Here is a 14,783-nt window from a genome sequence, read left to right on the forward strand (position 1 = left end):
ACATATGGGTATGATATTACCTGAATAGTTATTTTCTGAAAAATAACGTCGGTTTGTGAGCCGTTCTCGGCTCAGCGGCTGAAAGCTTGGACACAGAGTCCGAGTCACCCTGTATGACATGGATATACTGAAGTAATCGTTCAGTCACTGGCTGGATCCGAAATGCTGATTCCTTTAACAGAGGTACATGATTACTGGATTTGATTTGTAGCAGGTGAAGGCTTTTCAGTGTATCTTCACCAGCTAATTGCAGCTCTGACCAGGCAAGCTCCTTGTTACGTGCCATACTTGTAACTCCTCCCAACTTCTCTTCTTATGAATCGGAATCCCCCTCCCCTTCCCAATGAAGTAGTCTTACACTCGTCTCTATCATTCTTAGGAAGAGCTTCTGCTTCTCCACGATCGTTTCCATTACCCGGGCAACCTCGTGCTGAAAATCAATGATCTGCTGATTCGTCGGTGAGGTGGGGAATTCCCCTTCTTTACCTGCAAAAGCTTCGATATTGCTAGCTTCGGCGCGAATCAACTGGGCAATAGCCACTTCGTCCGCAGCCATCGCCACTATTAATTCAGCTATCGCGTTCTTCATTGCGGGTTTGGCGTTCCGTTCCTGGTTACCATATCCGGACCAGCTTGATAAGGCGAGCTCTTCCTGGGCAATGTCCTGAAAGTCGTCGCCGGAAGGCATCTTATTGAGCCCCAGCCACTGCTCCATATTGATATCTTCCAGCAGTTTGGAGACAGAAGTATTAAATTTCAGGAAATCCTTTGTTCGAATATTGCAGTTATGCTGGGCATGACCGCATTATCTGTCTAATAGACGATCATTACGAAGAGGAAGAGAACTGTGATAAAGGCGAAGAGGATTGCAGTGAAGAGTTCTACGGGCTGGAAGATTATTGCGAGGAGTAAATCACCCCGTCGTTTTGCAAGGAGGTGATTGGATGAGGTGAAGTCACTCCATGCTATGTATACCATCAAAACAAAAAACTTAACTTAGGGAGAAATCTTTGTGTCATTACCATCCATACCGAATATAACGCCAACGATTAGTGTGACAAGTCAAGATGCTTATAACCTGCTGCTCATATCCATCGCTTTGGAGGAGATTGGCTTAAGTCATATCGTGAACGCGGAGGCAGAGAAGATTCAATATGTGCTTGGAACGCTACCAGGGCTGACCCCAAAAGCAACCTTACACGAAATCCTTCAGGTCAACAAAGAGGTCCGTGCAACTCTTGGCGAGGTGGTTTTACAAGAATTGGTCCTGCATAAGAAGCTGAACTCTATCTTTGACAATTTCCACTCCTCCATCACCCCTCCCAACCCTGCTTGCCCGCCCGATAATACGGCGATCTACCCGCCTTATCGCTAAGAGCCTTAACTTATTGGGAGAAGAACCCACTTCGGGAATAACCGAGGTGGATTCTTCTATACAACAGCGCCTAATCCATTTCTCCTCATTATTGCGTGCAATGGACTCCCAATATCCCGATAGTTGTAAATAAAGTATCCCCTAAGGTTAAACCGCCTTTAGTCGAATGAGATTGATCTTCCCCTTAATGGAGCAACAAAAAAATCCCAACCTCTCATTTTAAACCTGAGAAATTGGGATTCTTATATTTAATGCCTTGTTATCCGTTATCTTTGAAGAAAAGGGATTCTTCTGCTACCTGGGCTAATTCCTCTGCTTTCGCACTGATCTCCTGGATCGTTGCAGTGAATTCCTGAATCGCCCCTGACTGACCATCGGCTAGCTTGTGAATATCAGTGAACGTATTATTTAGGCGTAATAGAAGTTCCTGGATATTCTGCGTAATACCATTAATCTGGTCTACATTCTCCTTCGAGCTTGTCGCCAACTTCCGGATCTCATCGGCAACAACAGAGAAGCCTCTTCCCACTTCCCCTGCTCGTGCCGCTTCAATAGCAGCATTAAGACCCAGCATGTTACTCTGATCCGAAATCTCCTTCACAACCGTGGAAATTTTACCGATCTGCTGAGCACTTATGCTAACGTCCTTCACTTGAGTGGTAACGTCAGTCACCCGGTCGGTTAGATGAGTTACAGCTTCGCTGATCTCTTCAATAGAGGCAGTGGTCTGTTCGACAATTGCCGAGAAACTCTCGGCCATCTCAAAAAGCTTATTCGCTTTCTCAAGACTTGTCCCCATACCTACACCGCCGATTACTCTGCCTTGTTCATCATGCAGCGGGATCGCGTGTGCAGCAAGTGGAAATCCGAACAACTCTTTGGGAACGACAGCAGACAAAGGCTTATTAGCCTTGATTGCATTCGTTACAATATCCCCTTCCCGAAGCGGGTCCCCGGGGGTGACATTCAGAGAGAAGGTTTTGCCTGGAATGTTGATGATCAGCTTCTCAGTGTCATAAATGCCAATGGTTATGTCGTCGTTAGTAAGACTATTCAATAGTGGGGCTACTTTTACAAAAGATCTGATCAACTCATGCTGTGTTTGCTCTTCATTCACTGTGCTCATACGTTTATCCTCCAGTTCTTAGTACGGGAACGTCCTTTGTCCATAATTAACGGAAATCCATTTCAACGTAGTGAATTCATCCAAGCTCCATTCCCCGTTCAACCGGCCCAGGCCGGACTGCTTCTCTCCGCCAAAAGCTACAATGGGCTCGTCGTTAATCGTGACATCGTTCACATGGATCATACCTGTATGGACCTTCTTCGCCATCTCTACACCACGCTCAAGATTGGAGGTGTGAATGGCCCCGCTAAGACCAAATCGTGTATCGTTCGCAATGTTAATAGCTTCTTCTTCCGTCTCGAATGGAATAATGCATACAACCGGGCCGAACAGCTCCTCTTGAGCTACCTCCATATCCGGTGTGACATTGGCGAGGACTGTAGGCTCCACCAATCTGCCGGTAATTTTACCATGCACCAGTGGAACTGCTCCCTGCTCAATCCCCCTCGCAATCAGCTTCTGCAGCGTATCTGCCTGACGGTCGTTGATAACAGGTCCAATGATGATCCCCGGCTCACTTGGATCACCTGCTGTAAGCGTAGAGACCTTCGCGCTGAATTTATCTACAAAATCTTGATAGATGTTCTTATGTACTAAAATCCGGTTGGCCGACATGCAGATCTGGCCTTGGTGCGTGAATCTGCTGAATGTCGCCGCTTGTACCGCGTAATCGATATCCGCATCCTCCAGGACTATGAACGCGCTATTTCCTCCGAGCTCCAGCAGCGGTTTTTTGAAGTTCTTGACGGCCAGTTGGCCAATATAGCTTCCGACCTTCGTCGAGCCTGTGAAAGAAATAATTCTTGGAATCGGGTGCTCGACGAACGCATCACCAATCTCGTTAATGTCTGTAACTACAACATTTAATAGGCCTTTCGGAATACCCGCTTCTTCGAAAATCTTGCCAATCAGTGTCCCACCTGTAATAGGGGAATCCTCATGCGGCTTCAGCACTACGCCATTGCCGGCACCCAGCGCTGGAGCAACTGACTTCATGGACAAGAAGAACGGGAAGTTAAACGGACTGATTACACCAACCACGCCAGCCGGGATGCGATACAGCCGATTCTCTTTTCCATCCTCAGTAGAAGGTAAAATCTTACCTTCCATTCGAAGCGGGAACGTTGCCGCTTCCTTAATCATATTTTTCACAAGTCCGATTTCAAAAGCAGCCTTCAGTCGTGTTCCGCCCAGCTCCTGAACGATAATGGACGAAATTTCTTCCTCATTTGCTTCAATGTATTTAACCGCATTCTCAAGGATATCACGTTTAAGATACGGGTTAACCTTGTCCCATTCGAGCTTGGCTTTATAGGCAGCTTGATAAGCATCATCAATGTCTGCCACGCTCGCGATTTGAAAATCGGTAATTACCTCATCATTATAAGGATTGATATCGGCCAGCGCTTTACCGCTCTTGCCATCTCTCCATTCCCCAGCAATAAATTGTTTTCCTAACTTTGAGTAGTGCATACTATCCCTCCAGCGTGTTGATTTGACAATTAATAACTTCACATTTATTTATCGACAGAATACCGATAATTTGTTTGGATTTACTTCATTAAAAAGACGGGTGATCTTTGATCCCCGCCTGTACTTGATTTAATTGAATAGATGGAGCTCCGGACTGTTTAGGATCATCCGCTTCCACGATTTCTTGTCCTCCGGGTTCGATTCCAGCCAACTCTGAGAAACAGTGTACATCAGCAATCTGCGGTAATTTATAAATAATTCCAGCTTATTTAGAAATAACGTGTCCAGATGATTTTCCATTTCGTAACCATTCATAAAATGCGTATAGAAAAATTTCAAACCATCCATATCCTTGAACGGCTCGTTCATTCCACCAGCTGTCGAAAACAACAAAAATTGTGAAGCGATAGCAATATCATTGGCGAACCAGTGATAATTGGCGACATCGAAGTCGATGAGGACCATCCGGTCATGTTCTAGCATAATGTTATTTATATGCGGATCGTTGTGGATGAAACCAAAGGTATCCCTCGTTACCGGAAGTTCAGAGAGTTCGCTCTTAAGGCTTTTCCAAGCCTGCTTAATCTCCGCATCCTTGCACCAGGAATAAAAGAAGCTCCACTCCCCCTCCCAGTTCAGTACGTCGCTGCCTCCATCCGGCGCACTTCCTGTCCAAGTCGGATAATTCTTTGTCAGCCGGTGCAGCTTTCCTATCAGTGCTCCGTATCTGATGTGGAAATCCTTAGTATAATCATTGCCTCCCGGAACTCTCCCGCGGATTCTATCCATCGTATACGCAACCAGGATATAATCACCCGTGTCCAGTGTCTCTATGATGTTATTGTTCGTGTTCAGCACCGGATAAGCGATGTCCATCCCGTGCCTTCCTAGATAGTTGATAAACCGGGTGCGTTCATCCATTTCTTTAAACGCCCTATCGGCATTTCCCTTCGAAATGGCCAGAATCTTGAGAACCATATCGCGGCAACCAGAACGATAGCTGTAGAGAATACCGTCTGATTCCTCTCCTCCACCGCCCACAAAAGTCAGGGCATCCATATGAGTACCGAATTTCTTGGCCATTGCGTCCAGCGAGTGATTGGATATTTTGATCAAGATCTATTCTGCTCCTTTGTGAAAAAGATGATTATCGCCTAATCATAAGCTATTATGTAAACAAAAGAAGTATAATACTTTATTGATAATTTCTACATATATAATATGAGCTTCTGAAACATATAAAAGGTCATCATTGTTTTAGATAAATATCCTTTATATACCATATTATTCTTTAACGCTAGATAAAGGAGATGAGATTATTAAAAAAGTCAGACGAATTCTGCTCTCTCTTGGACTCGCAATTATTTTACTTGTAGGGATAGGGCTAATCTTCCCCACATGGACACCCGCAATAAAAGGAGAAAACAGCATAAGAGAACTCAAGCAAGTCGAAATTAACGGTACCGGTCATGAATTGATGATCCGTGGTCAGGACAAGAACAACCCTGTTGTCATTTTTGTGCATGGAGGACCCGGTGTTCCGGAAATCCCTTATGTGACCAAATACCAGGATGAATTAGAAAAGCATTTCACGATCGTTCATTATGACGAGCGGGCCACCGGGAAATCGTATCACTTTGGAGAAGACTACTCGAATCTCACGAGTGATCTATTAGTGAAGGATTTGCTGGTTTTGACAGATTACATAAGTGATCGTTTGGATAAGAAGAAAGTTATTCTGATGGGGCATTCGTTTGGTACCTATATTGCTACACAGGCAGCCCATCAAGCTCCAGAAAAATATGAAGCCTACATAGGCATTGGTCAGATGGCAGATACCGTAGAGAGTGAACTGGATGCCTTGAATTACATGATCGATCAAGCTAAATCAAGCGGCAATACAACCGATGTCCAGCATTTGCAAGGGTTAACCGATAAAATCCAGAGTGGCGAGCAGTTAGCTCCACGAGATTATCTCCGGAAATATGGCGGGGCAGCAAGACTGATCGATGAAGCTACGGACATAAGGGACGGTTTCCTGTTCGGACCGGAGTATAACTTACTGGATATCATCCGTTTTTATCGCGGCTTATTTTACTCACAGGATACTTTATTAAAGCCAGCTATGGATAAACCTCTCCCCCCCCTAGTCACCAAACTAGATTTACCTGTGTACTTTATTATGGGGAAATACGACTATATGACTACTGCGAATTCAGCCAATAATTATTTGGAAAAGTTAGAGGCACCTCATAAGGAACTTATACAATACGATCAATCCGCTCATTACCCTCAATTTGAAGAAAAAGATAAATTCTCGCAATGGATGATCGATACATTCGCACAATGAATTCATATCATGCATTTGCATAAATGAAGGCTTAAAATACAAAAAAGGCTCCTCATGGGTTCAATCGAACCTTGAGGAGCTTTTTTTAACGCTCAGAAAAAGTTGCTAGGGAAGAGATGATCAGCAAATACATTCGCTGTACTGCGTCTACGCCCATTCCTCTTCCATCAGATCCGCTACAACAGCCACCGCAGCTTTACTGCCGGAGGCTGCAGCGTAAATTAATTGAGAAGGCATCACATAGGACGAGTCTCCGGCTGCGTATACTCCGGTTGCGGTGGTCCGGCCCATTTCGTCGGTTATAACCTTGTCGTTCTCTGTTATTTGATAATCCAGTGCTTCATTAAATCGGGCATTGGGCAGCAGCTTGGGATCAATGAATCCTCCACTCCGCTCTACGGAGGTGCCATCTGTGAAATGTACCCGCTCCAGCAAGCCATTTTGACCGGAAAAGGATGCGACAGGTGTCTCCACGATGGATATCCCTCTGGAAGCAAGCTTCTCCCGCTGTTCGGTATTCAGAATATCGTAGCCGTTCGTACACACCACGATGTCCTGGCTGTAGCCCATGACTAGTTTAACCTTATGGAATACGGCAGGATTGTCCGAGACGACAACAAGCGGCTGATCCCGTAGTTCCCATCCGTCGCAGAATGGACAGTTGAATAGGCTTTTTCCGTAAAAGTCTTGAAGCCCCTCGATTTCGGGAAGCTCCTCTTTCAGCCCGGCAGCTAGAATCAGCTTGCGGGCCAGCACTGGCTCACCCGCCGAGGTAGATAGAGAAAAACCAGCATCCGTCCTGCGAATATCACTCACCTCAGCCGGCAAATGCTGGACAGATGGGTAACGCAGCACTTCTTCATAGGCTATACGACGAAACTCGGCGGGCGTAACCCCATCCTGTGTAAGGTATCCGTGAGAGGCGTGTGTCACGCCGTTTCTGGGCTGGCTATTGTCGAGAAGCACCACACTTTTTCTAGCTCTGCCTAGTACCAGCGCAGCATTTAATCCTGCCGGTCCACCGCCGACAATGGCACAATCATAGATATGCATAAGTTTAAAACCTCCATAAGATAAATTAGATACTATAAAGATATTTTATATCTATAATTGATTAGCATTAAGCACTACCTTCACAATCGTAAGGGCAGTGCATATTAAGCGATAACGCATCAATTCAATTAAAGATCTAATGTATCTATGATAGCTTTAATCCAGTCTATCTGTCAAGAAGCTTTCTAATTGGCGTCTCTTGATGGCATCTGTTAGCAGCGTTTGTTGACAAACCCTAGAAAATCCTTATATAGTTCAATTACTGATAATTAGAAATATAATCATTTAAGAGCCAAAGGAGGACGCCTTAATGGATACCAAGCAAGACACACTCTACCTGGATTTGCTGCAGCTTATCTCACTGAAAATAAAGAAACGAGCAGATGAAAGCATCAAAGAGCTGGGGTTAAATTCTCAGCAAGGAAAGATGATTGGCTATATTTATGAACATCAAGACAAGGGTCTGATTCAAAAGGATCTTTCCGATCGTTTCCACGTACGCGGCGCGAGCATCACCAGCATGCTTCAAGGTCTTGAAAAAAAAGGATACATCGAACGTAAAATCCCTGCCCATAACGAGCGTCAAAAGAATATTTATGTACTGCCCAAAGGCGTTGCACTAATCGAAGCCTTCGAGCAGTCTTTTCAACAGGTAGAGGCAGAAATCATTCAATCCCTCTCTGAGGATGAGCGGCAGACCTTCAAAGCTTTGTTGAAGAAAGTCAATGAAAATCTATAAAAAGATTCATTGTTTATATGTATCAATATTCCATTCTTCGTTCAGGATCGAATATTGATACGCATCATGCCAAATAGGCTGCCCACTTTCTGTTTTCTGAAAAAAGCTTCTTTCTTGAAGTGCCCCTCTCGACGCATCGACAGACGCTCTAATAATCTCCAGGACGGTGCGTTGTCAGGGTTACATAAAGCCATGATCCGGTGTGCTCCTAATTCTTCAAAACCATATTTCAATACAGCTTGGCAAGCTTCTGTGGCATAACCTTTACCGTAAAATTCAGGGTTGAAGATATATCCAATCATCCATGTTAAAAAGGGTTCCGGCTCTCTCTGCGCAAAATAAATATGACCAATCATTTTATTCGTATTTTTCAAGCAGACAGCCACAAAAGCATTCCCCTGCGAGCGCTCTGCCGCCATTAATTTGCACTCTTCTTCATTCCTTGCGGTATCGGGCTCATACTTTAATACATTTTCTTGAGACAGGTACTCATGCAAATCCCTCCAATCACTTGCCTCAAACTTACGAAGCATTAGTCTTTCCGATTCCAAAATAATCATTGTGCCCCAACCTTTCCCGCATTGATGTATGTTTATTCTAGCGGTATAAGGTACATCATCAATGAACTTTTATACAATAGCCCTGCTTCTAGTCCGGGTCCTCCTCATTTTCAATAGAGGTTCCGGTGAGTCCGATTTGCCTTAGAGTCATATTCGCCTGTACTTTAATAGATGCATGGGCAAAATCAGGGCCCCAGGTCGGCTCCATCTTTCTCCAGGTGCGAGGGTATTTGCGGTGAATATAACCGTTGAATCCAACGACATCCGTCTTCTCTTGCTGAATATGGTGAAGGAATGCTTCCATATCCGTTTTACATTTCAGATTAAGTGCTTCTTTGACCTTCCTGAAATCCTCCATTTGATCCAGATGCAGTGCAGTTTCGTTCTCTACGATCATAACGTCACCTTTGAGTTTCACTTCAAATTGCGGTTTTCCGTCAACCAGTTTCACGGCAATTTTGCTGGACAATCGGTGCATATCCACATTGATCACCCCTTTTTCTTTGATGGGGACTGTGATACTGAATTTATTGATTTTTTTAGTTAGCCAAAAAAAGGAATGGGTCTCATCAACATTCAGTTTATATTTCATTTTCAGGTTGTTATCAAAGACCGCAATACCTGTCATTTGCATTTCCTGTTTCTGCGATTGCTCCTTGCTGGATAAGGAGAGTTGCGGAAGTGTAGGGCTTTTACCGGGATCATTGATGGCCTGCAGAAAATACACCATGGCCTTGTCCGCCAGTCCGCCTGTATTTTCATGTATTTTCAGCGCCCCCGTCGCCGGAGAATCCTCAAGCGGATACACCATCTTCAGTAAGCTTAAGGCGGTCCCCTTCTCTACAATGATCATATCGGTTCTAAGGCGGACATCTTTATTCCGGCTATATTCGTCCAAAATATTGGACAGTCCGTCTCTGGCCATACTCTCACCGATGACAATCATTCGCCGGTTACCTGCAAATATGGTACGTGACAGCTTGGGCTGGATCTGATTCGCCGCTTCCATAATAGATCTGCCTTTTCCGGTAAATACCTCAAAGTGCTTACTCAGGGAAGCTAAATCCCCATCGCTGTTGTTGTTATTCGATTGTGGGATGAAAATCATCGCACTGGCCAAATATTGCCCATCCTGCTCTTTGTCCATCCCCCAGCCAAGAATAACAGCACGGTCATTAAGCTCCACCCGATCCCAACAGCCGGTGAGCAGACACGAAAGGACAAGCAAAGGCAGCAGCTTGTGAAGCATCCATCTCATGAATTCCTCTCCTCACGCGGATTTGATCGTGATTTGCCGGACAGTGGAGGTGATTTCCGTACGGCCGGACGCGGTCTACGGTGCATCATCCATCGCGGTGCGCGAATGAAAGTATCCCGCAGCGACTGGCCCTCCCTGTCAACGAGCGGACTCAGATAAGGTGTACCATATGAAGACAGGTTCGTCAGATGAACGATCAAGAGGATCGATCCCATAATAATCCCGAACAGGCCGAACAACGCCGCAAGGATCAGCATCGGAAATCTCAGCATGCGCGCAGCTGTCCCGACATTGTAACGGGGAGCTGCAAATGAGGAAATCCCGGTAGCCGCTACAACGATAACCATGGGAGCCGAGACGATTCCTGCTTGCACAGCGGCTTGTCCAATAACCAGCGCACCTACAATACTGACCGCGGAGCCAATCTGCTTCGGAAGTCTGAGCCCCGCTTCTCTAAGTCCTTCGAACATAAACTCCATAATAAGGACCTCAAATACTACGGGCAACGGAATCCCTTCACGTGCGGATAATATACTCAGCAACAGGTTGGTCGGCAGCATTTGAGGATGATAGGAAGTGATCGAAATATACAGGGACGGCAGATAAATCGAGATGAGAAACAAGATTAGGCGAACCGCCCGAATCGCTGATGTGTAGATGAACCGTTCGTAATAATCATCAGCCGCTTGAAGACCGGACAGAAGGGTCATCGGCAGAATCAATACGAACGGATTACCATCGATCAGAATGGCCACCTTCCCCTCCAGTAGACTGGAGCTGACGATATCTGGCCGCTCTGTGTTCTGAATCTGTGGAAACAGCGTGAACGCGGAATCTTCAATGAACTCTTCCATATAATTCGATACCTGATCGGCCGTTATATTCTGAATCCGTTCTCTGACTTCATTCACGATGTCGACGGGCGCTATATTTTTAAGGTAGGCGATGACGATTTTTCGCTTGGCGGTCTTCCCCACACGAAAAGCTTCGGTCTTCAGCGTTGGATTGGGCAGCGCTCTGCGAAGCATCGTAATATTGGTGTTCAAATCCTCGATGAATCCCTCCCGGGGCCCGCGAACGACAACCTCATTACTGGGCTCCTCAATATTTCGCTTGGGAGGCTGGCTAATCTCTATACTGTACGCCGCTGCTTCCCCCTGACTGAAGCAGACAATCGCACCACAGGCTATCTCGCCCGCCACCAGATTGATATCAGTGATGGGTTCAGAGATAGAGGATACTAAGGTTTTGAGGATGTCGGCAGTAAAGGGCTCGTCACGATTACGCTCACTCAAGGGCTTAATAATATCGAGATTCAATATATGGGGATCGGTAAATCCCTGAAGATAAACAAAGAGCAGCCGGGATGGACCCTCAAGCTCAAGGTGTCTGAATATAACATCCGTGCAATCCTCAAAAATATCCCGTATGGCGTGTTCAGTCTGATCCAGGTCATCTGTCAAATGGATAGAATCCGGCTCGTGGTATGGGGTTTGATCTGACCGTGACGGATTTCGTGGCAGGTTGCTCAAGACCATCCCTCGCTTTATCCTTATTTATTCATGTGGCTAGACTTTGAAATAGCGAATGTACATGTAGTAATACATACTGAGCATAAGAATCAGGAGTGTAACCCCGGACCATTTCCAACCCATGCTGGCCTTGGGGATTGTGGGGACTACTCCAGTTTGCACTTTCTGATTCTTTCGTCTGTGAAGCAGAATCATAATCCAGAGGATTACCGGGAGGATAAAGTAAAGCAACGGAAGGATCACTGGATCGATGTACCTCAGGAGAAGCGCCCGGGTAGTCAGCAGACTGGTCGTTAGTCCCGCTGCCCATATGGCAAGTAACGAAATGGGGATAATGAGCAGCTTCCATTTCTTTATCCCAAGCCACTGTGCAGTCCCGTAACTGAGGCAAAATAAATAAAACCCCAGTTTGATGAATGCACTGCAGACCCATAGCGCGATCATCACCACCTCAATCCGCTGCAGAAATTCACCAACTTCAATATAGCGGACCAATTCGTAGAGCGGATATTGCATTTTAGCGGCCAGTCCCGGTCCAAAGGTTAACAGGATAAACGTCGTTGTAAGGACCATTAAACCGACAGCAAGAGTAAATCCAACATAAATCTTCGGAGTTACCCCCTTCTGTTTGTTCAAGAACCCAAAGACCATTACAAGCAGATAAGAGTCCCCGTACATCTCCATCATCGTAAAGGTACCTCTTGCCATGTTTAACGGACTCGTATCGGCAGCAACGGGGAGAAGGAATGTGAAATCCAGGTTGCTCAAATTCAGGATATAAATACACAAAAACATCAACACAATAAGTGGTCCCATCAGTTCAGCACAGCGGGCGATCGTGTTGATTCCATTCGTGGCTACAGCAAAGGCAACAACGACGAACAAGACAATAACTACGGCCGTAAGCGGCGTTTCCTTGAATAAAGCCATGATTATAAAATCAACGACAGAGCGCAGGATATTCCCTAGTGAAATCATCCAAAAGGCCAGATAAGGAAGCACCCAAAACCGCCCCACCCATTTGCCGAGTACTTCCTGAGTGAATTCTATAAAGGTCTGACCCGGGAAATATTTAGCGTTGCGGACAGCCAGAGCCAGCACGATAAAGCCCGCAGCGCCCGCCAGAATCACGCTGAACCAGGCGTCCTGCTTGGTGACGTTCATCGTCCCGGACAGATAGATCGGAAGCCCGACATTTATGCAAAAGACGAGCCACATCATTTGAGTTCGGGTAAGTTTCAATTTGAGTCCTCCATTTGTTACCGATAACAACTGTATTATTACCTTGTTTTGGCTTTACATGCATATATTATGTTCAACTCGGATGCAACACAAAGAACCCCGATACCCGTACATCGTACAGATAAGGAGGCTCACACAAAGCTAGGCAGTGCTTTTAAGTCATTCTTAGCTCAAAGCTTTGCCAATATCATAATCAAGGATATCAATATCCAGATCCAATCCCAGTGCCATCTTCGCCAGCTGGCTGCCGATAAAGGGTCCCATCGTTAACCCCGAAGATCCTAGCCCGTTGGCCGCAATAAGTCCTTCCCAGCCAGGTATTGGACCCATCACGGGAAGAAAACCGGGTGTGAACGGGCGGAAGCCCACTCGTACCTCCTGAAATGTACTATCGGCTAAAGCAGGCGCCAGTTCTAACCCTTTATTGAGAATTTCCTGCATCCCTCCTGGGGTTATCCTTGTATCGTAACCTTCCACCTCATTCTCATGAGTCGCGCCAATTACAATCTTCTGCCCATCAAAAGCAAGCAAGTATTGGTCAGATGGCGGCATGATTACCGGCCAGCTCCCTGTATCTTGACGGTCTCCGACCTGTAGATGCATAATTTGTGCTTTTTGAAAACGAACCTCGAACTGAATCCCTAAAGGTTGCAGCAGCTGAGGGGCCCATGCCCCTGCACAGACAATGATCTCGTCGGCCGGTAAGCTTTGCTCTCCGACAGTGACGCCTATTACACGGTTCGCTTGAAATTGCAGTTTGGCATCCCCATTTACAAGGAGAGCCCCGTTCCTTTGCGCGGATCGAAGCAGCGCGTCCCGCAGTGCACGGCCATCGACACGGGCGCCCCCGCTAATTTGAACAGAATGATAACCTTCTTCAAGTAGAGGGAATAGCGTATGTGTTTCCTTTTCATCAAGCCGGGTAATCTCACCGATCTCAGGTGCCTCAAGCTTGCGAATCTGTGCCCGCTCCTCCATCTTCCCGATTTTCTCCAGATCATGATGAATACTAAGCGCACCTACTTGCGCATAACCAGTATCGGTTTCCCCTTCGTTCAAGAGTTCTTCAATTAATCCGGGGTAAAACCGTGCGCCCGACTTTGCCAATTGGTACCACGCCTGATTACGCCGCTGAGAGAGCCAGGGACAGATTATACCCGCAGCAGCATCAGTAGCCTGTCCGCTATCCTGACGATCTATGATAAGGACCTCTGCACCCATTTTTGCTAGCTGATAAGCTGTCGAAGCTCCTAGAATTCCTGATCCAATGACGATAACTTTCTTCACATTAACATTCCTTCCCTTAATCCCTGCATCTATTAATTATATCAGACTTAGCTCATAGACACCTCCGTATGACTCACACCCAAGGAATGATCATAAACCCCGCAGCCGCTTGCGAGGATTCAAATTATTGGAATCAGAAAATATAGAAGATGAGACCTTTACCCTCGGCTGCAGTTTGGCTGTAGAAACGCTGAATTTCGTTAAAATACTGAAGCATATAGCCAAAGAACTCGTCCTTATCCTCGTCTGAAACAGTTTCAGGGTCAAGGGGATATACCTCCTCCTTAACCATGGCCGGGAAATCATACCGCAGGCGGAGCTGCTCTTCATCCAGCTCAGACATAGCCTGAAGCGCTTCTGCAACTTGCCCGGCGTGTAAGGAGAACGCCCCGAATGAGCCGAATTCGATACCTTTGTCTGACGTCAGCGGAACAACATAGCCAAGAGGGGCATCTCCATCGGAAATAACTCCACAAAGCAAATAGTGAATTGCCTCCCAGGATCTATCAATATCCAGTCCAGGATAATCGTCTATTTTCAAACTCTTCAATGCAATCTCGCCTGCTGCGATTTGCTGCACCAGATTGTCATCCATAGCAAAGTAATATCCACGCATTCCCATGTCGTCATCCTTCTTTCCATTTTTAGTAATGACTATACTGGCCTTTCAAAATGTAACATCGGGGAATTATTTTCATTAATTAATTCTCCCATCACTCTATTTATTCGTCAAATAACCAATTCAAATTAACGTCCATGTGCTAATCTCTCAAAGATTGACAGATTGT

The 14,783-nt window shown here is 45.9% G+C and carries 16 protein-coding genes; 4 read left to right on the forward strand and 12 right to left on the reverse strand.

The genetic code is table 11. From position 1 onward, the window contains the following. Window positions 1–28: 28 nt before the first annotated feature. Both HPT30_RS08875 and HPT30_RS08880 read right to left on the reverse strand, forming a co-directional pair. Window positions 29–286, reverse strand: a complete 258-nt coding sequence (locus HPT30_RS08875; RefSeq protein ID WP_175371044.1) for a hypothetical protein — start codon at window positions 284–286, stop codon at window positions 29–31. Between the two features lie 27 nt (window positions 287–313). Next, complete coding sequence (locus HPT30_RS08880; protein WP_175371045.1) at window positions 314–715, reverse strand: alpha-helical endospore appendage domain-containing protein; 402 nt, start codon at window positions 713–715, stop codon at window positions 314–316. 53 nt (window positions 716–768) lie between these two features. Here HPT30_RS08880 and HPT30_RS08885 point away from each other — a divergent pair, with 53 nt between their 5' ends. After that, window positions 769–912, forward strand: coding sequence for a hypothetical protein (locus tag HPT30_RS08885; RefSeq protein ID WP_175371046.1), 144 nt, complete (start codon window positions 769–771; stop codon window positions 910–912). 100 nt (window positions 913–1,012) lie between these two features. Next, the gene (locus HPT30_RS08890; RefSeq protein WP_175371047.1) at window positions 1,013–1,375 is read left to right on the forward strand and encodes an alpha-helical endospore appendage domain-containing protein; all 363 of its coding nucleotides are present in this window, start codon (window positions 1,013–1,015) and stop codon (window positions 1,373–1,375) included. Between the two features lie 259 nt (window positions 1,376–1,634). On the opposite strand, the gene HPT30_RS08895 is transcribed toward HPT30_RS08890, so the two are convergent. From HPT30_RS08895 to HPT30_RS08905, 3 genes are all read right to left on the reverse strand, one after another. Then, on the reverse strand, window positions 1,635–2,501 hold the full coding sequence (locus tag HPT30_RS08895; RefSeq protein WP_175371048.1) for a methyl-accepting chemotaxis protein: 867 nt from the start codon (window positions 2,499–2,501) through the stop codon (window positions 1,635–1,637). Window positions 2,502–2,519: 18 nt separating this feature from the next. Next, entirely contained in the window at window positions 2,520–3,974 is a 1,455-nt protein-coding gene (yfmT, locus tag HPT30_RS08900) for a benzaldehyde dehydrogenase (protein ID WP_175371049.1), read from the reverse strand. Window positions 3,975–4,103: 129 nt separating this feature from the next. Beyond that, window positions 4,104–5,090 carry a phosphotransferase enzyme family protein gene (locus tag HPT30_RS08905; RefSeq protein ID WP_175371050.1) on the reverse strand — a complete coding sequence of 329 codons (987 nt, stop codon included), beginning with the start codon at window positions 5,088–5,090 and terminating at the stop codon, window positions 4,104–4,106. Window positions 5,091–5,292: 202 nt separating this feature from the next. Between HPT30_RS08905 and HPT30_RS08910 the strand changes: the two genes are divergently transcribed. Continuing rightward, window positions 5,293–6,324 carry an alpha/beta fold hydrolase gene (locus HPT30_RS08910; RefSeq protein WP_175371106.1) on the forward strand — a complete coding sequence of 344 codons (1,032 nt, stop codon included), beginning with the start codon at window positions 5,293–5,295 and terminating at the stop codon, window positions 6,322–6,324. Between the two features lie 147 nt (window positions 6,325–6,471). Here HPT30_RS08910 and HPT30_RS08915 read toward each other — a convergent pair whose 3' ends face one another. Then, a complete protein-coding gene (locus HPT30_RS08915; RefSeq protein WP_175371051.1) occupies window positions 6,472–7,377 on the reverse strand; it encodes an NAD(P)/FAD-dependent oxidoreductase in 906 nt (301 codons plus the stop codon). Window positions 7,378–7,687: 310 nt separating this feature from the next. Here HPT30_RS08915 and HPT30_RS08920 point away from each other — a divergent pair, with 310 nt between their 5' ends. Further along, window positions 7,688–8,116 carry a MarR family winged helix-turn-helix transcriptional regulator gene (locus tag HPT30_RS08920; RefSeq protein WP_175371052.1) on the forward strand — a complete coding sequence of 143 codons (429 nt, stop codon included), beginning with the start codon at window positions 7,688–7,690 and terminating at the stop codon, window positions 8,114–8,116. A gap of 41 nt (window positions 8,117–8,157) precedes the next feature. Here HPT30_RS08920 and HPT30_RS08925 read toward each other — a convergent pair whose 3' ends face one another. The 6 genes from HPT30_RS08925 to HPT30_RS08950 all read right to left on the reverse strand — a co-directional run bounded on the left by HPT30_RS08925 (window position 8,158) and on the right by HPT30_RS08950 (window position 14,617). Then, window positions 8,158–8,676 carry a GNAT family N-acetyltransferase gene (locus HPT30_RS08925; protein WP_217622311.1) on the reverse strand — a complete coding sequence of 173 codons (519 nt, stop codon included), beginning with the start codon at window positions 8,674–8,676 and terminating at the stop codon, window positions 8,158–8,160. A gap of 88 nt (window positions 8,677–8,764) precedes the next feature. Next, on the reverse strand, window positions 8,765–9,934 hold the full coding sequence (locus tag HPT30_RS08930) for a Ger(x)C family spore germination protein (RefSeq protein WP_175371053.1): 1,170 nt from the start codon (window positions 9,932–9,934) through the stop codon (window positions 8,765–8,767). Beyond that, entirely contained in the window at window positions 9,931–11,466 is a 1,536-nt protein-coding gene (locus HPT30_RS08935; protein ID WP_175371054.1) for a spore germination protein, read from the reverse strand. The genes HPT30_RS08930 and HPT30_RS08935 overlap by 4 nt, the downstream gene beginning before the upstream one ends. Before the next feature lie 36 nt (window positions 11,467–11,502). Beyond that, entirely contained in the window at window positions 11,503–12,708 is a 1,206-nt protein-coding gene (locus HPT30_RS08940) for a GerAB/ArcD/ProY family transporter (RefSeq protein WP_175371055.1), read from the reverse strand. Window positions 12,709–12,873: 165 nt separating this feature from the next. Further along, on the reverse strand, window positions 12,874–13,995 hold the full coding sequence (locus HPT30_RS08945; RefSeq protein ID WP_175371056.1) for an NAD(P)/FAD-dependent oxidoreductase: 1,122 nt from the start codon (window positions 13,993–13,995) through the stop codon (window positions 12,874–12,876). A gap of 133 nt (window positions 13,996–14,128) precedes the next feature. Continuing rightward, window positions 14,129–14,617 carry a YfbM family protein gene (locus HPT30_RS08950; RefSeq protein ID WP_175371057.1) on the reverse strand — a complete coding sequence of 163 codons (489 nt, stop codon included), beginning with the start codon at window positions 14,615–14,617 and terminating at the stop codon, window positions 14,129–14,131. Between the last annotated feature and the right edge of the window lie 166 nt (window positions 14,618–14,783).

The sequence above is a fragment of the Paenibacillus agri genome, from assembly GCF_013359945.1.
In the GTDB taxonomy this organism is placed as follows: Bacteria; Bacillota; Bacilli; order Paenibacillales; family Paenibacillaceae; genus Paenibacillus_AQ; species Paenibacillus_AQ agri.

Coding starts and splice junctions, on each gene's coding strand:
- HPT30_RS08875 (WP_175371044.1), bottom strand. CDS start 286: ATGGCACGTAACAAGGAGCTTGCCTGGTCAGAGCTGCAATTAGCTGGT.
- HPT30_RS08880 (WP_175371045.1), bottom strand. CDS start 715: ATGGAGCAGTGGCTGGGGCTCAATAAGATGCCTTCCGGCGACGACTTT.
- HPT30_RS08895 (WP_175371048.1), bottom strand. CDS start 2,501: ATGAGCACAGTGAATGAAGAGCAAACACAGCATGAGTTGATCAGATCT.
- yfmT (WP_175371049.1), bottom strand. CDS start 3,974: ATGCACTACTCAAAGTTAGGAAAACAATTTATTGCTGGGGAATGGAGA.
- HPT30_RS08915 (WP_175371051.1), bottom strand. CDS start 7,377: ATGCATATCTATGATTGTGCCATTGTCGGCGGTGGACCGGCAGGATTA.
- HPT30_RS08920 (WP_175371052.1), top strand. CDS start 7,688: ATGGATACCAAGCAAGACACACTCTACCTGGATTTGCTGCAGCTTATC.
- HPT30_RS08925 (WP_217622311.1), bottom strand. CDS start 8,676: ATGATTATTTTGGAATCGGAAAGACTAATGCTTCGTAAGTTTGAGGCA.
- HPT30_RS08930 (WP_175371053.1), bottom strand. CDS start 9,934: ATGAGATGGATGCTTCACAAGCTGCTGCCTTTGCTTGTCCTTTCGTGT.
- HPT30_RS08950 (WP_175371057.1), bottom strand. CDS start 14,617: ATGGGAATGCGTGGATATTACTTTGCTATGGATGACAATCTGGTGCAG.